The 24887-nt window shown below is 73.9% G+C and carries 20 protein-coding genes; 12 read left to right on the forward strand and 8 right to left on the reverse strand.

The window, feature by feature from the left end; translation table 11 throughout:
- Positions 1-101: 101 nt before the first annotated feature.
- Complete coding sequence (locus Sfr03f_RS08040; RefSeq protein ID WP_108952956.1) at positions 102-1103, forward strand: TauD/TfdA dioxygenase family protein; 1002 nt, start codon at positions 102-104, stop codon at positions 1101-1103.
- A gap of 162 nt (positions 1104-1265) precedes the next feature.
- Entirely contained in the window at positions 1266-2180 is a 915-nt protein-coding gene (locus Sfr03f_RS08045) for a DUF72 domain-containing protein (protein ID WP_108952957.1), read from the forward strand.
- Here Sfr03f_RS08045 and Sfr03f_RS08050 read toward each other — a convergent pair.
- Positions 2175-2693, reverse strand: a complete 519-nt coding sequence (locus Sfr03f_RS08050; RefSeq protein ID WP_108952958.1) for an HD domain-containing protein — start codon at positions 2691-2693, stop codon at positions 2175-2177. The two genes, Sfr03f_RS08045 and Sfr03f_RS08050, sit on opposite strands and share 6 nt — an antisense overlap.
- A gap of 298 nt (positions 2694-2991) precedes the next feature.
- Here Sfr03f_RS08050 and Sfr03f_RS08055 point away from each other — a divergent pair, with 298 nt between their 5' ends.
- Entirely contained in the window at positions 2992-4410 is a 1419-nt protein-coding gene (locus Sfr03f_RS08055; RefSeq protein ID WP_108952959.1) for an FAD-binding oxidoreductase, read from the forward strand.
- A 96-nt stretch (positions 4411-4506) separates the two neighbouring features.
- On the opposite strand, the gene Sfr03f_RS08060 is transcribed toward Sfr03f_RS08055, so the two are convergent.
- Positions 4507-4977, reverse strand: a complete 471-nt coding sequence (locus Sfr03f_RS08060; RefSeq protein WP_108952960.1) for a DoxX family protein — start codon at positions 4975-4977, stop codon at positions 4507-4509.
- A gap of 606 nt (positions 4978-5583) precedes the next feature.
- On the opposite strand from Sfr03f_RS08060, the gene Sfr03f_RS08065 reads away from it, so the two are divergent.
- The 3 genes from Sfr03f_RS08065 (at position 5584) to Sfr03f_RS08075 (ending at position 9905) form a co-directional block, all read left to right on the forward strand.
- Entirely contained in the window at positions 5584-6135 is a 552-nt protein-coding gene (locus tag Sfr03f_RS08065) for an RDD family protein (RefSeq protein WP_108952961.1), read from the forward strand.
- 222 nt (positions 6136-6357) lie between these two features.
- Positions 6358-8874: a glycoside hydrolase family 2 protein gene (locus tag Sfr03f_RS08070; RefSeq protein WP_108952962.1), complete on the forward strand. Its 2517-nt coding sequence runs from the start codon at positions 6358-6360 to the stop codon at positions 8872-8874.
- Entirely contained in the window at positions 8871-9905 is a 1035-nt protein-coding gene (locus tag Sfr03f_RS08075) for a LacI family DNA-binding transcriptional regulator (protein ID WP_108952963.1), read from the forward strand. The genes Sfr03f_RS08070 and Sfr03f_RS08075 overlap by 4 nt, the downstream gene beginning before the upstream one ends.
- Before the next feature lie 102 nt (positions 9906-10007).
- Here the strand turns inward: Sfr03f_RS08075 and Sfr03f_RS08080 are convergent, their stop codons facing one another.
- Together Sfr03f_RS08080 and manA are read right to left on the reverse strand one after the other, a co-directional pair.
- Positions 10008-10952: an ROK family protein gene (locus Sfr03f_RS08080; RefSeq protein WP_245967508.1), complete on the reverse strand. Its 945-nt coding sequence runs from the start codon at positions 10950-10952 to the stop codon at positions 10008-10010.
- A gap of 210 nt (positions 10953-11162) precedes the next feature.
- Positions 11163-12386, reverse strand: coding sequence for a mannose-6-phosphate isomerase, class I (gene manA, locus Sfr03f_RS08085; RefSeq protein WP_245967450.1), 1224 nt, complete (start codon positions 12384-12386; stop codon positions 11163-11165).
- 494 nt (positions 12387-12880) lie between these two features.
- Here manA and Sfr03f_RS08090 point away from each other — a divergent pair, with 494 nt between their 5' ends.
- Positions 12881-14134, forward strand: coding sequence for an MFS transporter (locus Sfr03f_RS08090; RefSeq protein WP_108952966.1), 1254 nt, complete (start codon positions 12881-12883; stop codon positions 14132-14134).
- An 87-nt stretch (positions 14135-14221) separates the two neighbouring features.
- On the opposite strand, the gene Sfr03f_RS08095 is transcribed toward Sfr03f_RS08090, so the two are convergent.
- Positions 14222-15061 carry a pentapeptide repeat-containing protein gene (locus Sfr03f_RS08095; protein ID WP_108952967.1) on the reverse strand — a complete coding sequence of 280 codons (840 nt, stop codon included), beginning with the start codon at positions 15059-15061 and terminating at the stop codon, positions 14222-14224.
- A gap of 922 nt (positions 15062-15983) precedes the next feature.
- Between Sfr03f_RS08095 and Sfr03f_RS31670 the strand changes: the two genes are divergently transcribed.
- On the forward strand, positions 15984-16079 hold the full coding sequence (locus Sfr03f_RS31670) for a putative leader peptide (protein ID WP_359289711.1): 96 nt from the start codon (positions 15984-15986) through the stop codon (positions 16077-16079).
- 296 nt (positions 16080-16375) lie between these two features.
- Positions 16376-17794, forward strand: a complete 1419-nt coding sequence (locus tag Sfr03f_RS08100) for a sulfatase family protein (protein ID WP_108952968.1) — start codon at positions 16376-16378, stop codon at positions 17792-17794.
- Between the two features lie 53 nt (positions 17795-17847).
- On the opposite strand, the gene Sfr03f_RS08105 is transcribed toward Sfr03f_RS08100, so the two are convergent.
- Positions 17848-18528 (reverse strand): LysE family translocator, encoded by a 681-nt coding sequence (locus Sfr03f_RS08105; protein ID WP_108952969.1) that lies wholly within the window; start codon positions 18526-18528, stop codon positions 17848-17850.
- Positions 18529-19046: 518 nt separating this feature from the next.
- Between Sfr03f_RS08105 and Sfr03f_RS08110 the strand changes: the two genes are divergently transcribed.
- Both Sfr03f_RS08110 and Sfr03f_RS08115 read left to right on the forward strand, forming a co-directional pair.
- The gene (locus Sfr03f_RS08110) at positions 19047-19559 is read left to right on the forward strand and encodes a hypothetical protein (protein ID WP_108952970.1); all 513 of its coding nucleotides are present in this window, start codon (positions 19047-19049) and stop codon (positions 19557-19559) included.
- A gap of 211 nt (positions 19560-19770) precedes the next feature.
- Positions 19771-20979: a cellulose-binding domain-containing protein gene (locus tag Sfr03f_RS08115; protein WP_108952971.1), complete on the forward strand. Its 1209-nt coding sequence runs from the start codon at positions 19771-19773 to the stop codon at positions 20977-20979.
- 204 nt (positions 20980-21183) lie between these two features.
- On the opposite strand, the gene Sfr03f_RS08120 is transcribed toward Sfr03f_RS08115, so the two are convergent.
- Positions 21184-21948, reverse strand: coding sequence for a GNAT family N-acetyltransferase (locus Sfr03f_RS08120; protein ID WP_108953529.1), 765 nt, complete (start codon positions 21946-21948; stop codon positions 21184-21186).
- A gap of 211 nt (positions 21949-22159) precedes the next feature.
- On the opposite strand from Sfr03f_RS08120, the gene Sfr03f_RS08125 reads away from it, so the two are divergent.
- Positions 22160-22597 carry a glutaredoxin domain-containing protein gene (locus Sfr03f_RS08125; RefSeq protein WP_108952972.1) on the forward strand — a complete coding sequence of 146 codons (438 nt, stop codon included), beginning with the start codon at positions 22160-22162 and terminating at the stop codon, positions 22595-22597.
- Positions 22598-22702: 105 nt separating this feature from the next.
- Here the strand turns inward: Sfr03f_RS08125 and Sfr03f_RS08130 are convergent, their stop codons facing one another.
- Positions 22703-24499 carry a glucuronyl esterase domain-containing protein gene (locus Sfr03f_RS08130; protein WP_108952973.1) on the reverse strand — a complete coding sequence of 599 codons (1797 nt, stop codon included), beginning with the start codon at positions 24497-24499 and terminating at the stop codon, positions 22703-22705.
- Between the last annotated feature and the right edge of the window lie 388 nt (positions 24500-24887).

Consider the following 24887-nt stretch of genomic DNA (forward strand, 5'->3'; position numbering starts at 1 on the left):
GGCCCGGTGCCCCGTGCGGGGCCGCACCGTCCTGTCCCCGTGCCCGGTCCACGCCGCTCGTCGGCGGGCCGGGCCGGCCGGCTCCCCGTGAAAGGAACACCATGACCTCCACCACCGACGTCGCCCCCGCACCCGGCGCCGCCCAGGCCCCCACCGCCCAGGCCGACGCGGCCGCCGTCACCGTCGAGAAGATCGGCGGACGCATCGGCGCCGTGATCTCCGGCGTCCGCCTCGGCGGCGACCTCGACGCCGCGACCGTGTCCGCGATCCGCGCCGCCGTCCTCGAGCACAAGGTGGTCTTCCTCCGCGACCAGCACCACCTCGACGCCGCCGGCCACGAGGCCTTCGGGCGGCTGCTCGGCGAGCTCGTCGCGCACCCCACCGTGCCTTCGGTGGACGGCCGTTACGCCCTCGGCATCGACAACGACCACGGCGGCCGGGCGAACCAGTGGCACACCGACGTGACGTTCGTGCCCGCCTACCCGGCCTTCTCCATCCTCCGCGCCGAGGTGATCCCGCCCTACGGCGGCAACACCCTCTGGGCGAACACGGCGGCGGCCTACGCCGAACTCCCCGAGCCGCTGCGGCTGCTGGCCGACAACCTGCGCGGGCTGCACACCAACGACTACGACTACGCCGCCGTCCGTCCGGGCGCCGTGTCCGCCGAACTGCTCCAGCACCGCGAGGTGTTCACCTCGGTCGCCTTCCGCACCGAGCACCCGGTGGTGCGCCTGCACCCCGAGACGGGTGAACGCACGCTGATCCTGGGCAACTTCCTGCAGCGGTTCGCCGGGCTCGACGGCCGTGACTCGCGCGCCCTGTTCAACGTCCTGCAGTCCCACGTCGAGCGCCCGGAGAACACCGTGCGGTGGCAGTGGCGCGCGGGCGACGTCGCCATCTGGGACAACCGGGCCACCCAGCACTACGGCGTGGACGACTCCGACGACCACGAGCGCACGCTGCGCCGGGTCACGGTCGACGGGGACGTGCCGATCGGGGTGGACGGCCGCCGCTCGGTGCTGCTCGCCCCGCAGTCCGTGCCCGAACCCGAGTACGGCATCGCGTCCGGCGCGTCCACCGACGGGCGCCTCGCCGAGGCCTGACGCCCCCTCCCCGGTACCGACGCCCCCTGCCTGCCCGCAGCGCGCAGCAGGGGGCGTCGGCCCGGCCGCGTCGACCGGCGGCGGAGTGCGTCCGCTTCCTGACCGACGGCGCGGAACGGGAGACCACGGGGGAAACCCGCCCGGCGGGGTAACGGGAAGGCCATGGGTGACATTCTCGTGGGCACGTGCTCCTGGACCGACCGGGCGCTGGTCGGCAGCGGCTGGTATCCGACGGGACGACGGGACGCCGAGGGGCGGCTGCGGCACTACGCCGGGCAGTTCCCGGTCGTCGAGGTCGACTCGGCGTACTACGCCCTGCCCGCCGAACGCAACAGCCGGCTCTGGGCGGAGCGGACGCCCGACGGCTTCGTGTTCGACGTGAAGGCGTTCTCCCTGCTGACCGGGCACCCCACGCGCAGCGCCGTGATGCCGCCCGGGCTGCCGGCGGACGCCCGCGACCCGGACGTGCTGGACGAGGTGTGGGCACGGTTCACCGCCGGCGTCGCGCCGCTGCGGGAGGCCGGACGGCTGGGGAGCGTGCTCTTCCAGTTCCCGCCGTGGTTCCGGCCGGGCGCGCCGGCCGAGGCGTTCCTGGCGGACACCGCCCGGCGGACGCACGGCTGGCCCGTCGCCGTGGAGTTCCGGCACCCCGCATGGTGGCGGCAGGACCAGGCCGGCCGGACGCACGCGCTGCTCGCCCGGTACGGCATGGCGGCGGTGGCCGTCGACATGACGCAGACGCTGCCGTCCTCGATACCCCCCGTCACTCCCGTGACCTCGCCGCGCCTGTCCGTCGTGCGGTTCCACGGCCGCAGCCCCGCCTGGGGCTCCGGCAGCAAGGAGGACCGCTTCCGGCACACCTACGACGAGGCCGAACTCGACGAGTGGGTACCCCGGTTGCTCCACCTGGCCGGACAGGTGGAGCAGTTGCACGTGCTGTTCAACAACTGCTGCGCGGACGCGGCCGTGCGGGCCGCCGAGAGCATGACCCGGCTCCTCGGCCCCGCAGCCGCCGGGCCCGCTGCCGCCGTGGGAGCCCGGACCGGTGAGCGGGCGATCAGGGAGGGAGGGTCATGACGAGGCCGCCCCGCGTGCACGCAGTTCGTCCAGCAGGGCCGGGTTGACGATCGTGACCACCGCTTCGACGTCGGCCCGGTCCGCCGCCGCCCACAGGACCTCGCGCGCCGCCCGGTACTTCGCGCCCAGGCGGGCCTGCGTCTCCTCGGGGAGCGCGGCCGCGCGGTCGGCGCGGCTGTTGTGGGCGTTGTCGGCGATCTTCAGCAGGGTGGCCTCCCGGTTCCCGGCGATGCGGCGGATCTTCTCCTCGTACGGCACGCCCGGCTGATTGCTCACGGCCTCGACGAGGTCGACCACGTCGCCCGGGACGCCCGCCGCCCGCAGTTCCTCCGCGGTCCAGCGGGTGTCCTCCACCACGTCGTGCAGCAGCCCCGCCGTCACCAGCCGGTCCCCGAACGGCGCCAGCCCGGCGGCCACCGCCCGGACGTGTTCGATGTACGGCACGCCGGCCTTGTCGACCTGTCCGGCGTGCGCGGCGGCCGCCAGCGCGTCGACCTCTTCGACGGTCCTCATCGGGCTTCCTTCCTGAACGGGCCGGACGGAGCTGCCCCGCCCCCCACGAGCCGTTGCGGGTCACGGGCTCACGAGGGCCACGGGACCTCCGGGGCCGTACGTGACCTCGCGTGACCTCACGCGACCTCGCGGGACCTCGCGGGACCTCGCGGGACCTCACGCGGACGATTGTCGCGGAAGCCGCCGGGCCGTCACCAGGCCGGGCGCGCGCCCCGCGCGCGTCGTGACCGCAACGGCCACCCGTGGCTCGCGCCGCGTGGCGCGCCGGGTGAGGCTGGGGGCGGGAGGTGATCCGCATATGGGTGCGGAAGACAGCGGACCGGCCGAGGCGCCCGCCTCCGCCGTCGAGGCCCTCCGGGGCGCCCTGCGGGGCGAGCTGCTCCAACCGGACGACCCCGGCTACGCGGCGGCCACGCGGCTCTGGAACGGCATGATCGAACGACGGCCGGCCCTGGTCGCGCGGTGCGCGGGCGAAGGGGACGTCGCCACGGCGGTCGGTTTCGCCCGTGACCACCGGCTCCCGCTCTCGGTGCGCGGCGGCGGCCACGGCGTCGCGGGACACGCCCTCTGCGACGGCGGCCTGGTCGTCGACCTGTCCGGGATGACCACGGTCGAGGTCGACCCCGACGCGCGCTTCGTGCGCGCGCAGGGCGGCTGCACCCTGGGCGACGTCGACCGGGCGACCCAGCGCCACGGCCTCGCCGTGCCGTTCGGCGTGGTGTCGCGGACGGGTGTCGCGGGCCTGACGCTGTCCGGCGGCATGGGCTGGCTGCGCCGCGCCCACGGCCTGAGCTGCGACGCACTGATGTCCGCGACGGTGGTCACCGCCGACGGCGAGGTCCGCGAGGCCGACGCGGAGCGCCATCCCGACCTGTACTGGGCGATCCGCGGCGGCGGGGGGAACTTCGGCGTCGTCACCTCGTTCACCTACCGGCTGTACCCGGTGGGCCCGCAGGTGTACTTCTGCAACGTGTACTACCCGGCGCGGCACGCCCGGGAGGTGCTGCGCCGCTGCGAGAGCCTGCTGTCCGCGCCCGGTGGGAGGACGGCCCCGATCGCCGTGTTCGGCCGGGTCCCGCCGGACGAGGCCCTTCCCGCGCACCTCCACGGCGAGCCGTTCGTCGCCGTCCTCGCGCTCTTCCCCGGCGGACCGGAGGAGGGGGAGCGGGAGCTGCGGCCTCTGCGGGAGATCACCGCACCGTTGTTCGATCTGAGCGACGTCACGACCTACCTCGACGCCCAGGCCGTGCTGGACGAGGAATATCCGGACGGAAACCGCTACTACTGGAAGTCGGTGAGCCTGCCCGGCCTCACCGACGAACTGATCGACCGGATCGCGGAGCACGCCGCACGGGCGCCGTCACCGGTGTCGACCGTGGACGTCTGGTTCCAGGGCGGTGCGATGGCGAGAGCCCCGCAGGAGGGGACCGCCTTCAGCGGGCGGGAGGCCCCCTACCTCGTCGGGATCGAGGGCAACTGGTCGGACGAGGCCGACTCGGAGCGGAACGTCGCCTGGGTGCGGGAGACCTTCGCCGCCCTGCGGGCCTTCTCCTCCGGCGGCATCTACCTCAACTTCCCCGGCTTCCTGGAGGAGGGCGAGCAGCTGGTCCGGGAGAGCTTCGGCCCGCAGTACGAACGACTGGCGGCGGTCAAGGCGACCTACGACCCCGGCAACCTGTTCCGGCTCAACGCCAACATCACGCCCCGGCGGGCCTGAACGTCCCCGCCGCCGGGGTGGTCCGGACATGAAGCCTGCCACGGGCTCCGCCCTGTGGCAGGAGCCCGCGGCAGGAGTCGTCGGCGCGCGGGAGGATCAGGAGGTGGCCCGCACGGGCGTCGGTTCGTCCGCCCTGGCGGCCGGCGTCCCGCGGCGCAGGACGTTCTCGAGGGCGAAGGCGCCGGGACCGATGAAGGCGATCAGCAGGAACGCCCAGCAGAACATGGCGGAGGCTTCACCGCCGTTCACGATGGGGAACAGTCCGTTCGACTGATGGACGCTGAAGTAGGCGTAGGCCATGGAGCCGGAGGAGATCACCGCTGCCGAGCGCGTGAACAGGCCCAGGGCCACCAGGGCTCCGCCGACCAGCTGGATGACAGCGGCCCACCAGCCGGGCCACTGCAGCGTGGGCACCGTGCCGCCGCCATGGGCGCCGCCGAGCACACCGAAGAGGGAGGCCGCCCCGTGGCAGGCGAAGAAGAAGCCGGTCACCACTCGGAACGCGCCATGTACCACAGGGGTCGCGGTGCGTAACAGCTCCGGGGATTCGTTCGGCGGTACGCTCATGACTCGCTCCTCATGGGGGTTTGGAGAAGTTTACGTGGTGACGATCTTGAATCGATCGTTCATTCAACCCTCGAACGCAGAATAGCCATTCGACACAGCCGCGCCCACGTTCCCCACCCGCCATTCCTTCCGGCATTCCTTGGGTACGGCCGGCACTCGCGGGACGGTGAACTCACCCGGTGTTCAGCGTCCAGAAGAATGTGGCGGCACGGCGTGCTGAAAATACGTCATGGTCCGGAGCGGACGGGAGTTCCCGCGGCATCCGACCTGTCGCGTCCGTTTGACGCGTCCGGATAGCGGTGGGGCTGTCGCGCATGCGAGGGGCGGTGCTCCGAACCCTCGGAAGAGGCGAGCCGGACGTTCTGCTCGAATTCCGCTCTCGGGGGTCTCGACGCTTCACCGCCCGGTCCCGGTTCCCCGGGTGGCGAGTGGTTGCGCCCGCCCTTCCGCCCGCAGTGGAGGAAGACGTCGCGGTATGCCCGACCGCACTGCTCTCCAGTCGCGTTGACGTGCGCGCCCAAGTCCGCAACCCTCCATGTCGCTGCGCCCGCGACCGGTCGGGGGCGCAGCCGTGACCCAGCCGCCCCGGACCACCTTGGACCGCTCATGAGCACCCACCCGTCCCCGCAGCAGCAGCCGCCCCACGGATTCGGGCCGCCGATGTACCTCCCGCCGCCTCCGCCCCCCGCTGTGGAGGGGCCACCTCCGCAGATGCTGGGCAACCAGGGCGCTCGGCTCGCCGCGCGGTTCCTGGACGGGGTGTTCATGCTCCTCGCGTGGCTGCTCGTGGCCGGCGTCGTCACCGTCCTCCAGAACGTGCTGGAGGCGCCGGAGCGGGTCGAGGTGCTGATCGGCTTCGTGGGGTACGGGCTGCTCGGTCTGGCCCTCCTGTGCTACGAGCCCGTCATGATCTGGGAGAGGGGAGCCACCTTGGGGAAGCGGATCTGCGGCCTGCGCGTCGCCCGGGTCGGTGACGGGGAGGACCTGTCCTTCGGGCGCGCCTGGCTGCGCTGGTTCACGAGTTTCCTCATGGGGTTCGTGCCCTTCCTGGGCCTCCTCGACGGGCTGTGGTGCCTGTGGGACAAGCCGTTCCAGCAGTGCCTGCACGACAAGGCGGCGGACAGCGTCGTCCTGACCACCAAGCTCGCCGGTGAGTGAACCGGTATAGGGGAGGGTTGGGGCGGGGCGGGATACTCGGGTCCGCTCGAGGTGCGACACGCGAGTTCGAGCAGCGCGTCGCCAGTTCAGTCCGTGCGAGCGGAGTTCCGATGTGAGGGGGAGTCGGCGGAGGCCTGGGCCTAGACCGGTTCACTCGCGGGCGTTAGGTTGAGCGCGCCGCTCACGTGCCAGGCACGCACGCCCTGCCGAAGGAGTCCGCCCATGATGGAAGTCGTCCAGCTCGCCGAAGGCTGGAGCCTCGACCACGACGGGAACCCGCTGCCGGCCCAGGTGCCCGGCTGCGTGCACACCGACCTGCTCGCGGCCGGGCTGATCCCGGACCCCTGTCTCGGCCTCAACGAGCACGAGGTGGCCTGGGTGGGCCGCCGGGCATGGACGTACACCCGTGCACTGGCGGCCGCCGACACGGCCCCGGACCCGTCCCATGAGCGCACCGATCTGGTCTTCGACGGCCTGGACACCGCCGCCGTGATCTCCCTGGACGGCCACGAGCTCGGCCGGACCCGCAACATGCACCGGCGCCACCGGTTCGACGTGACGGGTCGCCACGGCCTGCTGCGGGTCGACTTCGCCTCCGCCTACGACGAGGCCGCCGCCGTCCGCGCGACGACCGGGGAGCGGCCGAACGTCTACCCGGAGCCCTTCCAGTACATCCGCAAGATGGCGTGCAGCTTCGGCTGGGACTGGGGGCCGACCCTGGTCACCGCCGGGATCTGGCGGCCGGTCCGGCTGGAGCGGTGGTCGACGGCCCGCCTGGCACGCGTGCGTCCGTCGGTGACGGTCAGCGACGGCGCGGGCAGGGTGGAGCTGCACGTCGACGTCGAGCGCACCGAGCGGGGCACGCACCACCGCCTCGAGGTGCGGGCCGAGGCCGGCGGCGTCCGGGCGACCTCCACCCTGGAGGGGGACACCGCCGTGCTCACCCTCGAACTGCCGGACGTCGAGCTGTGGTGGCCGCGCGGATACGGCGAACAGCCGCTGTACGACCTGGAGGTCACCCTCGTGGACCAGGACGCCGCAGAGCCGTCCGGGACAGCCGGGGGCGGGAGGCTCGACGCCTGGTCGCGCCGGATCGGCTTCCGCGACGTCGTGCTGGACCGGGCGCCCGACGAGCACGGGACCCGTTTCACCTTCGTCGTGAACGAAGTCCCCGTCTTCGTCCGCGGCGTCAACTGGATCCCCGACGACACCTTCCCCTCCCGGGTCACCCCCGAGCGGTACCGCGCCGCACTCCGGCGGGCGGCGGAGGCCAACGTCGACCTGGTGCGCGTCTGGGGCGGCGGTATCTACGAGGACGACGCCTTCTACGACGCGTGCGACGAGCTCGGGCTGATGGTCTGGCAGGACTTCCTCTTCGCCTGCGCCGCCTACCCGGAGGAGCAGCCGCTGCGCGGTGAGGTGGAGGCCGAGGCCCGCGACAACGTCGTGCGGCTGATGTCCCACCCGAGCCTGGTGCTGTGGAACGGCAACAACGAGAACCTGTGGGGCTTCCGCGACTGGGGCTGGGAGCCCGAGCTGGACGGCGACTCCTGGGGCGGCGGGTACTACCTCGACCTGCTGCCGCGGATCGTCGCCGAACTGGACCCGACCCGCGCCTACTCGGCCGGCAGCCCCTGGTCGGGTTCCTGGGACCACCACCCCAACGAGCCCGCGCACGGCACCCACCACTCCTGGGAGGTGTGGAACCGGCGGGACTACGCACGGTACCGCGACTCGGTGCCGCGCTTCGTGGCCGAGTTCGGCTGGCAGGCGCCGCCCGCGCTGGCGACGCTGCGGCGCGCGTTGCCGGGGGAGACCCTCGCCCCCGACTCGCCGGGGATGCTGCACCACCAGAAGGCCGAGGACGGCAACAGGAAGCTGGAACGGGGCCTGGCGCACCACTTCGCCGCGCCCAAGGGGGACTTCGACCGCTGGCATTACCTCACCCAGCTCGTGCAGGCCCGCGCGGTGGCGGCCGGCATCGAGTACTGGCGGTCGCACTGGCCGGTGTGCGCCGGGGCCGTGGTGTGGCAGCTCAACGACTGCTGGCCGGTGACCTCGTGGGCCGCGGTCGACGGGGACGGCCGCCCCAAGCCGCTGTACCACGAGCTCTGCCGGGTCTACGCGGACCGCCTGCTGACCCTGCAGCCGGGGCAGCCAGACGGACCCGACGGACCCGGCGGGCCCGGCGGGCCGGACGGCCGGGAGGTCCCCGTGCTCGCCGTGGTGAACCAGTCCGCCGCCCCGTGGCACGCCGCGGTCACCCTGCGCCGGGTGCGGGCGGACGGCACGACGGTGGCGGAACGGACCCTCGACCTGACCGTCCCCCCGCGCGAGGCCGTCCGGCAGCCCGTGCCCGAGGACCTGGCGCCCGACCCCGCGTCCGCCGACGAACTGCTCGTCGCCGACGCCGCCGCGGGCGGGGAAGCCGGCGCGGAGATCCTGCGAGCCGTCCACCTCCCCGTCCCGGACAAGGATTTCGCCTACCCCGCGCCCCGCTTCGACATCGCGGTGGAGGAGGCCCCGGACGGTGGCGGTAATGTCGAGGTCGTGGTGACTGCACACACTCTGGTACGAGACCTTCTCCTGCAGGCCGACCGGCTCGGACCGGACGCGGTCTGCGACACCGGGCTGCGCACCCTGCTCCCCGGCGAGCACGTCCGCCTCCGGGTCGATTCCGCCGCGGGAGCCGGAGCCGACGCCGTGCGCGCGGCCCTGTTCTGCGTGGAACCCGCGTGAGCACTCCGGCGCCGCCCGGACGCGTCACCATCAAGGACGTCGCCGCGGCCGCCGGCGTGTCCAAGGGCGCCGTGTCGCTCGCGTTCAACAACAAGCCGGGGGTGTCCGAGGCGACCCGGGAGCGCATCTTCGCGGCTGCGCGGCGTCTGGGCTGGGCGCCGAACTCGGCCGCGCGCAGCCTGTCGCGGCAGTCGGTCGACACCGTCGGGCTGGCCCTGTGCCGGCCGGCCCGGCTCCTGGGCCTCGAGCCGTTCTACATGGAGTTCATCTCCGGCATCGAGAGCGTGCTCGCCGAGCACGACTGCTCCCTGCTCCTGCGGCTGGTCGGCTCCCTCGACGAGGAGATCACCCTCCAGGAGCGCTGGTGGCGGGAGCGCCAGGTGGACGGTTCGATCCTGGTCGACTTCCACCAGGACGACCCGCGCATCGGCCCCCTGCGCCGGCTCGGACTGCCCGCCGTGGGCGTGGGACACCCGAGCCTCACCGGAGGCTTCCCGTCGGTGTGGACGGACGACGCCACCGCCGTCGCCGAGGCCGTGCGCTACCTGGCGGCCCTCGGCCACCGGCGCATCGCCCGCGTCGGCGGGCCGGCCGACCTGGGCCACAGCGGCATCCGCGCGCAGGCCTTCGAGCGGACCATGGACGAACTCGGCCTGGGCGGCGGCCGGCACGTCGAGACGGCCTTCTCCGGCGAGGAAGGCGCCCGCGCGACCAGGATGCTGCTCCTCGGGGCCGACCGCCCCACGGCCATCGTCTACGACAACGACATCATGGCGGTGGCCGGTCTCGGGGTCGCCTCGGAGATGGGCGTCTCCGTCCCCGACGACCTGTCCCTCCTCGCCTGGGACGACTCCCAGCTGTGCCGGCTGACGCACCCGACCCTTTCGGCCATGAGTCACGACGTGCACGGCTTCGGGGCGGAGGTGGCACGGGTCCTGTTCGACGTGCTCGCCGGCCAGGAGGTGTCCTCCCGCCCGGTGGCGACGCCCTCGCTCATGCCGCGCGGCTCGACCGCGCCTCCCCGCCCCTGAGACGCGGGCGGGCACGAGGCCGGTGAGGGGCGTGGCGTACCGCCGCGCCCCTCACGCCCCTCATTCCTCTTCGGTGCGTCACCCGTTGCCCACCGCAGCCCCTCACCGGCTCCCGGACGGCGTGCGGACGTCGAGGAGCCGCCCGCGCGCCGCGGCGGCCGCGCCGACGAGCCCGGCGTCCCGGGCCAGTGCGGCAGGCCGTACCTCCAGGTCACGGGTGAAACCGAGGGCCGCGTAGCGCCGCAGGTGACGCCGCAGCGGCCCGAACAACGTGTCGCCGGCCTGGGCGACGCCTCCACCGACGACCACCACCCCGATCTCCAGCAGGGTCGCGCTGCCGGCGATCCCGGCCGCCAGCGCACGGGCGGACCGGTCGAAGGCCGCCAGGGCACGTGCGTCGCCGTGACGCGCTGCCGCGGCGACCTCCGCGGCCGTGGGCTCCACGCCGTCCAGCGGTCGCCACCCCGCCGCCACCGCGTGGCGGGCGATCGCCGGACCGCTGGCGTAGACCTCGACGCAGCCCCGCGAGCCGCACGGGCAGGGCGGGCCGTCCAGGTCGACCGTGACGTGGCCGATGTGCCCGGCGTTCCCCGAGGGGCCCGGGTGCAGCCGGCCGTCGAGGACGAACCCGCCGCCCACCCCGGTCGAGACCACCATGCACAACGCGTCGGCGACGCCACGGGCGGCCCCGTGCCAGTGCTCGGCCGCCGCCATCGCCACCGCGTCACCCACCAGGACCGGCTCGACGCCGTCGGGCAGCGACGGGTGCGCACGCATCGTCCGCACCAGCGGGAAACTCCGCCAGGCCGGGATGTTCACCGGACTCACGGTGCCCGCCGCGGTGTCGACCGGGCCGGCGCTGGCGATGCCGAGTCCGCGGACCGCGCCCCAGGACGGGTGCGCGGACAGGGCGTCGACGACGGTGTCGACCGCGCGCACCAGCCGCGCCGCCGGCTCACGGGCCGGAGTGGGGGTCTCGGCGCGGTGCAGGACGGAGCCTTCGTCGTCCACCAACGCTCCCGCGATCTTCGTGCCGCCGATGTCCAGGGCCGCGTAGACCGGTGGGCGCTTCCCTCCACCGGGGACCGGGGCGGGAGTCGGAGCCTGGGCTTGGGCCGGTCGGTCCGTGGCCGGGTCGGGGGTCGTGACGGACAACGTTGTCTTCCTTCGCTCGTTTCGGTCCGACGGTCCGAAGATGTGGTGGGGGAGATGCTGCGGGCCGATGACGTGACGTCATGGCGGCCAGGGGAACGACGGTCAGGCCGGCTCTGCCGCCGCGCCGACGGGCTCGGGGCCGGGGGCGGCCACGAAGAGGGTGCCGTCCCCCTCGGCCGTGACCCCTTCGTCGGCGTCGGAGAGGAAGCACGATCCGCCCGGGCCGAGCGGGAGTTCCTCGCCGTCGAGTCCGCGCAACAGGGCCTTGCCCGCCGTGCACAGGGCGATGCGGGGACCCGTCCCGGGGACGAGGCGCTCCGGCGGCGCCCCCAACTCCGTCCGGTACAGCGTGAACTCCTCGGCGGGGCAGGCGAACACCTGCGTGCGGTCGGACCCCGCAACGGCGACGGGTCGCACCACCGGGACCCGTACCGTCGGGTCGGTGATCCGCAGCAGTTCCGGCACGTTCACCTCCTTCGCGGTGAGCCCGGCGCGCAGCACGTTGTCGGAGCTCGCCATCAGCTCCACACCGACCCCGCGGACGTAGGCGTGCAGACCACCGGCCGGCAAGAACAGGGCCGTCCCCGGCTCGAGCACCCGGTGACACATCAGCAGTGAGGCCACCAGGCCGAGATCGCCGGGGTGGTGCGCGGACATGCGGACCACCGCGTCGTACGCCGCCGCACAGGGCCCCGGCACCCGGGCCCGCCCGCGACACGCCTCCACGACGGCGTTCACCAGCGCGTCGCGGTCGTGACGGGGCCAGGTGAGCACGGCGCGCAGCGCCTCGGTGAGGGCGGGGGCGCCGTCTCCGGTGCGCAGGACGTCCACCACCGGGCGCAGTCGCGCGAGGCCCAGTCCCTCGAGCATGGCGGCAGCCTCGCCGCAGTCGCGGAAGCCCGCGAGCACCTCGAAGGAGGTGAGCGCGTACAGGAGTTCCGGCTTGGGCCAGTCGTCCGCGTAGGCTCCGTGCCCCGCGTCGCCGTTCAGGCGGGCGCCGAACCCGGCACGGGCCTGCCGGCGGTCGGGGTGCACCTGAATGGACAGCGGCTGTTCGGCGGCCAGCACCTTCAGCAGGAACGGCAGCCTTCCGCCGAACCGGCGGGCGCACGCCGGGCCGAGTTCCCGCTCCGGAGCGGTGGCGACGACGGCCTGCAGGGTGGTGGCGGCGCCGTCCCGGGTCAGGACCGACGGCCCTGCGGGGTGGGCGCCCATCCACAGTTCCGCCTCCGGTCCGGCGGACGGGCGCTCGCGGCCCTGGAGTCCGGCCAGGGCGTGACGGGAGCCCCACGGGTAGGGCTTGATGACGGGTCGTAGTGCATCCACGGTCGGTACCGTAGCCGCCATTCGCGAGTCAGTGGAAGACGGGCGACTGGATAATTCGTTAAACCGGTAAAGGCGACGAAGGCCGGAGTGTTCGCGGAGCAGCAATCGGTCACGGGCGGTGCGGATCAGCGGGATGCTGCATAGTTTCCGCCTCCGTTAGGTGACAGGCCCATTGGAGAGAGACGCTGGTTTCTTGGTAACCGGTTTAGTTCTCGTTTCCCTCGGTGCTCGGGGCCCCGGAGAACATGACGCCGAGAGGTCGGCAACCGGCCACGTCGGCTGGTCGTGGAGCGGCGACGGCGGCGTCACCGACCCGGACGGCGACGGCCGGGGCCGTGGCAACTCCCGGTCCTGTGTCGTCCGCGGCGGCCCCGTGGACCGCTGAGCCGTGGCCGTGGCGACCGCCGACAGGGCAGTCGACCGGGCATGGCATCCTTCCCCGCAGCGACGCACCCGGCGGGTGGCGCGGTCGTGGGGAGAAAGGGGCGGGTCGTATGACGGGGAGCGGGCGGGCGCCGGGCGGCAGGACGGAGCGGCGCCGCATCGGGGTGCTGGTGCTGGGCAACCTGCTCGGCGGCGTCGGCGTCGCCTCGGGCATCACGGTGACCACCCTGCTGGTCGAGCGCCTCGGAGCCGTCGAACTGGCCGGACTCGGCCAGGCCGTAGGTGTCCTGGGCTCCGCGCTGGCGGCGGTGCCGCTGGCCCGGCTGGCGGCACGCCGCGGGCGCCGCTGGTCGCTGGGCGTCGGGTACGCGATCGCGTCCCTGGGCGCCGCACTCGTCGTCGCGGCCGCGACGGCCGGGCAGCTCGCCCTCGTGATGGCCGGCTTCTGCCTCTTCGGCGTCGCCTCCGCGTGCAACCTGCAGACCCGGTACGCCGCGGCGGACGGAGTCGCTCCCGAGGTCCGCGCCCGCACCATGGCCGTGGTGGTCTGGGCGACCACCGTCGGCTCGGTCGCCGGCCCCAACCTCACCGCCCTCGGCCGGACGGCCGGCGAATCGGTCGGCGTGCTCGGGCTTTCCGGGCCCTACCTGCTGTCCGGAGCGGCCTTCGCCGGGGCGTGCGCGCTGATCGCCCTCCTCTACCGCGGTGACGACGCGAAGACCGGCACGGGGGACGGGGGTGCCGGACCGCGGCCCGCCGGCATCGGTGCGCTGGCCGCCCTCCGGTGGGCGGCACGACGCCCCACCGCGCTGTTCGCCGTCGTGCTGCTCGCCACCGCGCACTCGACCATGATCATGGTGATGGTCATGACCCCGCTGCACATGCAGCACCACGGCATGTCCCTGCGGATCGTCGGCGTCGTCATCAGCGTCCACATCGCCGCCATGTACGGGCTCAGCCCGCTGTTCGGCCGCCTCACGGACCGCTGGGGCCCGCTGCGCACCGCGCTCCTGGGCATCGGTGTCCTCTGGGCCGCCGTCACCCTGGGCTACGCGGCCGCGTCCGGGAGCAGCGAGGCGCTGACCGCCACAGCGCTGGTGGTGCTGGGGCTCGGCTGGTCGCTCTCCACGCTCTCCGCCTCCGCCCTGCTCGCGTCCGTCGAGGACGACCAGGTGCGGGTCCCGCTGCAGGGAGCCGCCGACGCGGGCATGAGCTACGCCGGAGCGGCCGTCGCCGCGCTGGCCGGCCCGGTCCTGGCCGCGGGCGGCTTCCGGGCCGTCAACCTCGTGGGCGCGGCCCTGTTGCTGCCGGCGCTCGCGCTGGCCGTGACGCTCGCGCGGCGACCGGTGGTACCTGCGGGCTGAACCGGTGCTCCCGGGCCGCGCCCGGGCGACGTGACGGGCCGGTCGCGCCGCCCGCCGGGCCGGCGGAACCGGGCGGGACCGCGACGGCTACCAGTGCGCGGGCCTGCCGAGGGCCGGCGGCACCCTGGTGGCCGCGTCGCCCCGTGCGGCGTCGAGCTGGGCCTGGGTGAGGAACAGGGCGCCGGTAAGGTCCGCGCCGCGCAGGTCGGCGTCGCGCAGGTCCGCCCCGATCAGGTCCGCCTCGCGCAGGTCAGCCCCGCTGAGGTCGGCGGCGACGAGCAGGGCGCCGCGCAGGCTCGCGCCCCGGAGGTCGGCGCGGGCCAGCCTGGCGCCCATCAGGTCCGCGCCGCGGTGGTCGCGCGGACGCCCCGGGACGCCCGCGCGGACCAGCTCGCTCGCCCGCAGCAGCAACGCGTTGACCTCGCCCCGCAGGGCGTCGACGTCCAGGGCGGCGATCGACTCGGCGCTGCCGCGGGTCAGGGCGTCGACCCGGGACCGCGCCTTCCGCAGCTCCTTGTGCACGGGACGCGCCGCCGCCAGACCGAGGGCCTCCGTGACGTATCGCAGGAGCTCCTGCAGCTGCCGCATCACCGGGAAGACCGCGAACATCGACCGGGCGGTCCCCGGCGCCTGCCGCCAGTCCACGCCGCCGAAGGTGACCTGCGAGACCTTCTGCCCGGCCCCGAAGCAGTCGAAGACGGTGCACCCCTGGTACCCCGAGTCGCGCAGGCGGGTGTGGATGCCGCAGCGGAAGTCAGGGCGAAGGTTGCCGCACGGCTGTCCGGCCGGCTTGTCCGCGGCGAAGTCGGCGGACCTGGCGAAGGGCAGGGCCACGCAGCACAGGCCGAAGCAGCTGGCGCAGTCGGCGCGGAGGTCCGGGTGGTCCGCCCCGGCCGGGCCTCCCGGGTGGTCGTCGCGGTCCGTCACCGTGCCGCCGCCCGCAGGCGCAAGGTTCCGCCGCTCGGCCCGCTCCGATCGCGCCGCCCCCGCCCCCTGCTTGCCGTCCCGTCCCGCGCCCGACCTCCGTTTCGCGCTGCGTCCTGTGCCGGACCCGTTCTGGCGGTCCCGTGCGGTGTCCGCTTCCTGGTTCGCGCCGCGTCCCGTGCCCGATGCCTGCTTCGCGCTGCGTGCCGTGGCCGACCCGTGCTTGGGGTCCCGCGCGGTGTCCGCTCCCTGGTTCGCGCTGCGCGCCGTGCCCGATGCCTGCTTCGCGCTGCGTGCCGTTGCCGACCCGTGCTTGGGGTCCCGTGCGGTGTCCGCTTCCTGGTTCGCGCTGCGCGCCGTGCCGGGCCCCTGCTTGCCGTCCCGTCCCGCGCCCGACCGGCGCTTGCCGTCCCGCGCGGTGTCCGCCCCCGGCTTCGCGCCGCGTCCCGTGCCGGGCCGTCTCTTCGCGTCGCGTGCCGCGTCCCCGCCCCGTTGACCTCTCCCGTCCTGCGGTGCGCGTTCGCCCTCGCCATCGTTCCCGCGCCTCCTGCCGTCCCGGCTCCCGCCCTCCGCCGACGCGGCTCCGTCACGTCCACGTGCCTCGGGGGCCGGCCCGCCGCGGCCTCCCGGCCGGCCGGGACCCGTCCACCCGCCGCCTTCGGCGGACGCCCGTCCGCGCCCACCCCCGGACGTGGACCTACCGTGCTGTGCGGACACCGCTCACCCCTGTCGATCGAAGAACGCCTCCCGCGTGCACGGCGGTGGTGCCCGGGGAGTGGTCGTCATCCTCCCAGACGGATCCGCACCCGCCGGTCACGTCCCCGCGGCCCCCTGACAGCGGGTCAGGACGGTGCCCGGCGGGGACCGTCCCATGGACCGGACAGCAGGTTGACGCGTCCACCACCCCCTGGCATCGTCCCTGCCCATGAGGCCCAAGGCTGATCATCCACAGGCGATCGTCGCGCTCGTGGCGCGCCGGCACGTCGACCTGTGCCGTCAGTCCAGCGCCATCTGTCGCTGACCCTCCGGGGCCCTTTCTCCCGGTTCTCCGGCCGCCTCCCGCAAGGGCCGGTTGGCGATCCGCGTCCGCCGCGATGACGGACGCCCACCTTTCCCCGGACCGCCCACTGCGGCGGCGCCTTCGCTGAGCCCGCTTCCGCGACAGACCTCCGCGTCCTGCCGACTTGCAGCGCTCCCGGCGGCGGCTCCGTGCCCGCCGGGCCCAGCCGGTCCGGAGGGGCACCCACCACGCCCCTTGTTTCCCACCTTCACCCTGTCGCGCCCTTCTTCACGGGCGCGCCGTCCTGAGGAATCGGCATGCCTGAAATATCCCGTCGTCTCTTCGGCGGCCTGGTCGGCGCGGGCGCGGTCGGCGCCGTCGCCGGCACCACCGCCGAGGCCGCCACCGCCGAGGCCGCCCCCGTCGCGGATCCTCCCGCCGAGCGGCCGTTCCGGGCACGCCCCGGACACGGCTCGGGCCGACGGCCCAACATCCTGTTCATCCTCGGGGACGACCTCGGCTGGGCCGACCTCTCCGTGTACGGCGCCCCGCACATCAGGACGCCCCACCTGGACCGGCTCGCCGCGCAGGGCGTGCGGTTCACGAACGCCTACTCGGGCTCGGCCACCTGCTCGCCGACCCGCTTCAGCCTCTACACCGGTCGCTACCCCGGCCGCACCAAGGGCGGTCTGGCCGAGCCGATCGGCAACCGCTCCCAGGGCCTGGACCCGCACCACCCCACCCTGGCGTCCTTGCTGAAGAAGGCCGGCTACGCCACCGCGCTGATCGGCAAGTGGCACTGCGGCTGGCTGCCGGACTTCAGCCCCACCCGGTCGGGCTGGGACGAGTTCTTCGGCAACTTCGGCGGCGCGCTGGAGTACTTCTCCAAGCTGGGCCAGCTCGGCGACTACGACCTCTACGAGGGCGACGCGACCTACAAGGACCTCCGCTACTACACCACCGTCCTCACCGAGCGTGCCGTCGACTACGTCGGCCGCGACCACGACAAGCCGTGGCTGCTCAATCTCAACTTCACCACCCCGCACTGGCCCTGGATCGGTGAGGACGACGAGGAGGCCGCCGCGGAGATCGCCGACCGGATCCGCGCCGGAGACGCCCTCGGGGGACTGCGTCACGACGACGGCGGTTCCGTGGAGAAGTACCGGGAGATGGTCGAGAACCTCGACGCCTCGGTGGGCAAGGTGCTCGACGCGCTGCGCCGCTCCGGCCAGGAGAAGAACACCGTCGTCGTCTTCGCCAGCGACAACGGCGGCGAGCGCTTCTCCTACCAATGGCCCCTGAGCGGCGGCAAGTCCGAGCTGCTCGAGGGCGGCATCCGGGTGCCGACCATCCTGCGCTGGCCGGACCGGATCGGCGCGCACCAGGTCAGCCATGAGCCGGTCTACTCCCCGGACTGGACGGCGACGCTGCTGGACCTCGGGGGCGCCCGGCCCGACCCGGCCTACCCCCTGGACGGCCACAGCTTCGCGGGGTACCTGCTGCGTGGCGAGCGGGTGCCCGAACGCGACCTGTTCTGGCGGGTCCGAGGCAACCGTGCGCTGCGCAGGGGCGACTGGAAGTACTACCGGGACGCGGCGGGCAAGGACCACCTGTTCGACATGGCCGCCGACCAGCGTGAGCAGGCGGACCTCGCCCGCCAACGGCCGGAGCTCCTGGCGGAGTTGCGGGCGGCCTGGGAAAGGACCGACGCGCAGCTGCTGCCCTACGCCTCCTGAGCCCGGTGGGTCCTCCCGCAACTGCGGGAGGACCCCCACCCGGCGTCCGCGCGTCAGTCCTGGAACGCCAGCCGCAGACCGAAGACGGCGACGACCGCACCGGTGACGCGGTCGAGCCGACGGCGCACCGCGGGGCGCCGCAACTGGTCCCGGACCGTGTGGGCGAGGGCGATCAGCGCACACGCCCAGAGCACCCCCAGCGCGATGTGCACACCGGTGAGCAGCACCCCGGCGGCCAGGTGCGGAGCGTGGGCAGGGATGAACTGCGGAAGCAGCGCCACGTAGAAGGCGCCGACCTTCGGGTTGAGGAGGTTGGTCGCCGCGCCCTGGCGCCAGCCGCCCGAGAACGTGTCCCCGGTGCCCGTCCCGGCGGCGGTCGACGCGTCGTCCTCCCGGCCGGCCTCATGCTCCGTCCCCGCCCGGGAGGCCGCCGCGCGTCCGGGCCGCCGGGTGGCCCACAGCATCCGGCCGCCCGTCCAGACCAGGTACGCGGCCCCGGCCCAGCGGAGGGTCTGATAGGCCAGTTCGGACGCCGTCAGCAACGCGGTGATCCCCGCAGACGTCAGCACGCCCCAGGTGAGCGTGCCGCTCTGGATGCCGAGGACCACGCCCCAGGCGCGGCGGCGGTGCCCGATCGCGGCGGTGCGCAGGACGAGCGCGGTGTCCAGTCCGGGGGTGAGGGTGAGCAGTCCCACCATCACGGTGAAGGTCCACAGGGCGTCTACGGCGATCATGAGCGCTCACCCTAGGGGCGCGGGACGACAATCTCCAGATTTTTGCCCGATATCGGGCAGGAACCGCGGGTGCGGGCGCCCGTCGGCATGGAGGGTGACCTGGACCCCGTCGGCCTCGCAGCGGTCAGCGCAGGCCCTGGCGCTCAGGAGGACCCTCCTCGGCGTCCGTCGCCTTCGCCCCGGCGCCCTCGGCCCCCTCCCGGGCCGGGACCGTGGGCGGCGTCGAGGAGGCGGCGCCCGGCCGGGTGCCGCCGAGGGCGCCACGGCCGCGGTGACCGCTCCCGCCGCTGCCGCCGCCAGCAGCGGGACGCGGTGGTCGACCAGGGCGAGCAGGCCCGCCCCGGCGGCCGGCGTCAGGCCGTCGGCGACCCGCCCACCGCCAGAGCGTACTTCCGCCGCGACGGCAGCCGCCCGGGGCGTTCGGACGAGGCTCGCGCAGGCCATAACCTCAACACAGCAGGGCAGTTGATCCGTCGGAAGTCCGAGCCAGCAAACCTCCGGTGAAGGGAGCCCGCCCCATGCCCGCCAGCGACCCAGCAGGCCCCGGCGTCCATGTGTCGTCGCTCAAGGTGAGCACCCCTCAGCGCATCCAGCCGGGCCCGGCCTACCAGGTCGTCCGGTTCCCGTTCGGCTCCGCCGAGTCCACCGACCCCCACGGGATGCACCAGGCCGTGCAGCCCGACGGCCGCACGGTGACCGACTGGGCGTCCGACGACCGGTCGGGGCTGATCTGGCCGTCGGTGCGCGGCTGGGGCCACCTCTACGCGATGCTGCAGTGGGCCGAGAGCACCGGAGCCACCGAGTACCGCGACCAGTTCGCCCGCGACCCGCTGGAGCTGGCGGGCCCGGTCGACACCACGGCGACCGAGCACCGCGCGCCCACCATCGGCGGTGAGTACTGGGTCAAGGTGTGGGGCATCATCTGCAACCCCGGCGTCCCGCTCGCCGTCCGGGTCACCCACAACGCCTCCCACCCGATCAACCTCACCTTCGCCGAGTTCAAGCTCGTCATCCAGCCGCTGGCCGAGTGAGACGGCGCGGGCCGGCCGGGGCGCGGCCCGCCTCGGGGCCGGGCGCCCATCCACCAGGGCGGCGTCGCAGGACCGGGTCTCGTCGACGCAAACCTTGACGAGAAGATGCCCGGCACATGCGTTGACAGGGCGCGTCCCCAGTCGCTGAGATGGGTTGGGAGCGCTCCCATCACTCCTGCACCCCACACCCGCACCCCCCACGGAGGAACACGTGCGCACTCACCCCACCCGATTACGCCAACGCCCCCTGGTCTCGGCGTTCCTGGCCGCCTTCGCCGCCGCCGGTCTTCTCCTCGTGGCCCTGGTCACCGCCCCCAGCAGCAACGCCGCGGACTCCGGCTGCCGGGTCGACTACACGGTGAACCAGTGGACCGGCGGCTACACCGCCGCCGTCAAGGTCACCAACCTGGGCTCCGCCCTCACCGGCTGGCGTCTGACCTGGACGTACGGCGGCGACCAGAAGGTGGTGTCCGCCTGGAACGCCACCGTGACCCAGAGCGGGCAGAACGTCACCGCCGTGGGCTCCGGATGGAACGGCAACCTGGCCACCGGCGGTTCCGCCGAGTTCGGCCTGCAGGGGAGCTACCAGTCCTCCAACCCCACCCCCAGCGGCTTCGCCCTCAACGGCGTCACCTGCAACGGCACCGTGACCCCGACCGACCCCGGGACCCCCACCACGACGCCCCCCACCTCGCCCACGGCGTCCGCGCCGACGACGCCCCCGCCGGGCGGCGGCTGCGGCGGCGCGCTGATCTGCGACGGGTTCGAGGACCAGAGCGGCTCGACCCCGTCCGGGAACTGGAAGCTCGAGGCCCCCGACTGCCAGGGCACCGGCAAGGTCAGCGTCGACAGCTCGGTCGCGCGCAGCGGGAGCAAGTCGGTCCGCGTCGACGGCAAGGCGGGTTACTGCAACCACGCCTTCCTCGCCACCACCAAGGACATCTCCTCGGTGGGCCCCGTGATGTGGGTCAGGATGTGGGTCCGGCACACCACCGCGCTGCCCGCCGCCCACGTCTCCTTCGTCTCCATGCCCGACAGCTCCCAGGGCGGCAAGACCCTGCGCGTCGGCGGCCAGAACAGCGCCTTGCAGTGGAACCGTGAGATCGACGACGCCACCCTGCCCGCACAGAGCCCGAACGGGGTCGCCCAGAGCAGGCCCCTGCCGACCGGCAGCTGGCAGTGCCTGAGGTTCAGGATCGACACCTCCAACGGCAACCTCGACACGTGGCTGGGCAGCGAACAGGTGCCGGGTCTGCATGCCGACGGCGTCCCCACCGGCGACATCGACCAGCAGTGGCTGTCCCGCACCACCGCCCCGCGGCCCACCGGCCTGCGGCTCGGCTGGGAGAGCTACGGCGTCGGCGACGACACCCTGTGGTTCGACGACGTGGCTGTCAGCCGCTCGGAGATCACCTGCTGACACCGCACACGCCCCTGCCACCCGGACGGCGCGGAACCGCTGACCCGCGCCGCCCGGGACCCGGCCCTTCGGCGGAGCACCCGGTCCCCCGCCGAAGGGCCAGAGCCTTCCCGCCTCGCCGCATGCGCCCACTGCCGTCAGCGCAGGGCTCCGGCCAGGTCGATGAGGGACGCACTTCCGCGGGCGGCCTGGCCGCTCAGGGGTTCAGGTGTTGACGGCGTGCTCGACGAACCGGCCGCAGACGCGGAACCCCAGGCGGCGGTACACGGGCTCGCCGTCGGACGACGCCTGCAGGACCGCGATGCGGTGGTCCCGTTCGCGGGCCGCGTGGAGCGCCGCGAGCGTGATGGCTCCGCCGTAGCCGCGCCGGCGGTGGGCGGCCAAGGTGGAGATGTTGTAGACGCCGGCGACTCCCGCGTGGTGGAACACCTCGGCGGAGCAGACCGGACGGTTCTCCACGTAGCCCACCAGATACCGGGCCGGGCAGGACGCGGCCAGCGCCTGGGAAGCGGCCCGGGCGAAGAAGGCGCGGACCGTCTCGGCGGGTGGGTTCCAGTTCGCGGCGAGGACCGTGGCGTAGTCGGCGAGCTGCTCGGGCGTGGTCACCGTCCGGATGTCCAGACCCCGGACAGAGGGAAGCGGCAGGGCTTCGTCCAGCTCGGCCCACATCGCCGTCTCACGTTCGGACACCGGCAGGCCGGCCGCCGTCAGGCGGGCGGTGAGGTCTGCCGGTGTCGAGGCAGGGCCCACCCACCAGGAGAATCCGCGGCCGGTGCCGGCCAGCGTCCCGACGGTCGCGGAGATGCGGGCCGTGGCGTCGGCGGCGGTGAAGCGGGCCGCGGCGACGATGTTGAACGTGTCGTCGTCCAGGCCGCTGTCCGCGACCAAGAGGTCAGCGGTCTCCGTGACGGTCGCACCGGACATCCTCCGGTGCAGATGACAGGCGTGCTCCGCCAGGTTCCGTTCCATCTTGTCCGTCAAGTCGGCCTGGCCGGGGAAGTAGTCGTCCACAGCGACCGACCTCAGCACGACCGGGCGGACACCGCATGCCATTTTCGGGCGGTACCGGGCCGACGACCAGCACGTCCGAGGCGGCGACGCGGGGGCGAACGCCGGCGTCGGGAGCAGCACCGTGACGCCGTCGCGGGGCCCGTCACCGCCACCGACTAGGCTGCACGTCATGGCGCGCCCCTGGATCCTGCCGACACTGTTCCTGCTCATCGGCGCCGCCGCGGCCGCCCGGCGGGCGGCCGGAGGGGAACCCGTCGAGGCGGCCGTGCTCCTCCTCGTGTTCGTCCTCCTCGCCGGGGTGTGCTCGCCCCTGGTCTTCCCCCGGTCGGTCGACGCGGCGGAGGCGCGACGCCGGAGCGAAGCCGACGGACGGCCGATCGTCTACTGGCGCCCGGGCTGCACCTATTGCCTGCGGCTCCGGATCCGCCTCGGCCGCAGCGCCCACCGTCTGCACTGGGTCGACATCTGGCGAGACCCGGCCGCCGCGGCGGCGGTGCGGGAGGCCAACGGCGGTGACGAGACGGTGCCGACCGTCGTCGTGGCGGGCCGGCCGCACACCAACCCCGACCCGGGCTGGGTGCGCGCACAGCTCTCCCGTTCCTCCTGAACACGCACACCCCGCGCAGGCGCAGGCGCACGCGCACTTGCCCCGCCTCCGGCGACGCGGACGCCGGAGGCGGGGCGGTGGGGGGAACCGCCGGGGGAGAGGCGGTCAGGAGGCCGTGCAGGTCAGATTGGACGGAGCCGTGGTGCCTCCGCCGACCGTGTAGCCGAACGTGACGGTGGCACCGGCGGCCAGCGTGCCGTTCCACGCCATGTTGCGGACCGTCACCGAACCGCTGGTCCCGGTGCTGACGCCGTTCCACAGGCTGGCGATGCTCTGGCCGGAACCGAGGGTCATGCCGACGGACCAGCCGCTCACCGAGGTGGTGCCGCTGTTCCGGACGGTCACCTCGCCCTGGTAACCGCCGTTCCAGGAGCTGACCGTGCGGTGCGTGGCCGCGCAGCCCGCGCCCGGGGTGCCGCCGGTGCTCCCGGTGGTGCCGGTCGTGGTCCCGGCCGTGGTGCCCGAGGTGGTGCCGGCCGTGGTGCCCGAGGTGCTGCCCGACGTCGTCCCCGACGTGGTCCCGCCGGTCGTGCCGCCCGTCGTCGTCCCCGACGTGGTGCCCGAGGTCGTGCCGGATGTGGACCCACCGGTGGTGCCGCTGGTGGTGCCCGTGCTGGTCCCCCCGGACGTTCCGCCGTCGGCGAGCGTCGGAGTCGTCCAGTCACGCCAGCCCGACAGGCTGCCGGCCTTGGACCCGGCGATCCGGAAGACCCCCGGCCCGGTCCCCGAGTTCTTCAGGAAGGCGTTGATGCTCTGCGTCATCGGCGTGCGCCATTCGGAACGGGCGGCGCAGTGGGTGCCGTCCTGCACGTCGGACCAGTACGAGATCGAGCTCTGGGCGCCGAGGGCCCGGTAGACCTCCGCGCCGCCCAGCGCGGCCACGCTGCCGGACTTGGCGGCCAGCCAGTCGACGTGCGGGTTCTCCATGACGAACAGGCCGCGCGGAGCGATCATGCCGATCATCTCGTGGGTGTCCACCGGCAGGTTGTTCGGGCTCGAGGTGTACGAGGAGAACGCGTCGCCCAGCCATGGCTGTTCGCCGTAGGCGCTGCTCAGCGACTGCGCCCCGCTCTCGCCGTTGGCCCCGCGCAGGATCGGCGCGCCGCCGGTGCCCGACTCGACGGGCATGGTCAGCGCGATCCGCTGGTCGAACGCGCCCGCCACGAAGGCGCCCTTGCCGTACCGGGAGCAGCCGGTGACGCCCAGCGAGTCGCCCTTCAGTACGGCGGCGCCCGACTGCTGGACGACGTCGATGATCCGGCTGACACCCCACGACCAGGCCATCAGCAGACCCGTGGAACTGGTGTTGCCGTACAGGGTGTAGAAGGCGCCCTGCTTGTTGTTCCGGGCGGTGCCCTCACGGCCGACCGCGAGCGGGTCGTAGCTGATGACGGCCGCGCCCGCGGCCTTGATCGTGGCGGTGTCCGCCCCGAGCCCGCCGACGACGATCACGGCGGGGAACGGGCCGCTGCCGGCGGGCAGTTCGACCTTCGCCGAGAAGCTCGCGCTGCGGCCCTGGTCCGACACGTTCACCGTGATGCCGCTGGACGAGACCGTGCCGGACACGGTCGGCCTCGCCGGCTTCCGGCCGTAGACGGTGCGCTCGGCCAGCTCCCTGATCTCCGCCCGGCGGCAGCGCCAGTCGGCCTTGCTGGTGATGCGGGTGCCGTCGATCCGCCGGAACGGGTCGGGCAGCTTGGCGTCCGCACCGGACGGCGTGCTCCCGACGGGGCAGTCCGCCCCCTCGTCCTCGACGGCCGCGGTGGCTGCGGTCCGGGCGGCCGTGGCCTCGGCCCGGATCGCGGCGTCGGCCCGCGGGTCGAGAGCGGTCAGCACCAGGATGACGGTCGCGGCGAGCGCGGCCACGGCCCACGCCCAGGGCCGTTGCAGGTGTAAGCGCATAGGACCTCCAAAGGAGGGCGCACGGCCGGGCAAGGGTGTCCCGGGGGTGCGCCAGGTGGGGGGAACGGTGCGCTCCGGCCCGGTGGAGCTCCTCGGCGCCGGAGAGGCACCTCCTGCCCGGCGGGGCGCGCGGGCTGCTGGCGGCGCCCGGCCGAGAGGAAGGGCTCCCAGGCTAGGAACGCGGCCGGGGCGTGACAACGCTCCGGTGCCACCCGTCTCAGGTTGGCCGTTCTGCCCCTCCTGCCCGCGGTGTCGCCGGCCGCCCCAGCCGGGCGGATCGGCGGAAACCGGGCTGCTGGAGCCCTCTCGCCCTGCCGTGCGAAGGAACCATTCGGCCACATCCAGGACAAGACCGAAACTTTCCGAATGTTTCGGACGCGCTCCCGGT

The organism is Streptomyces fragilis, assembly GCF_003112515.1.
In the GTDB taxonomy this organism is placed as follows: Bacteria; Actinomycetota; Actinomycetes; order Streptomycetales; family Streptomycetaceae; genus Streptomyces; species Streptomyces fragilis.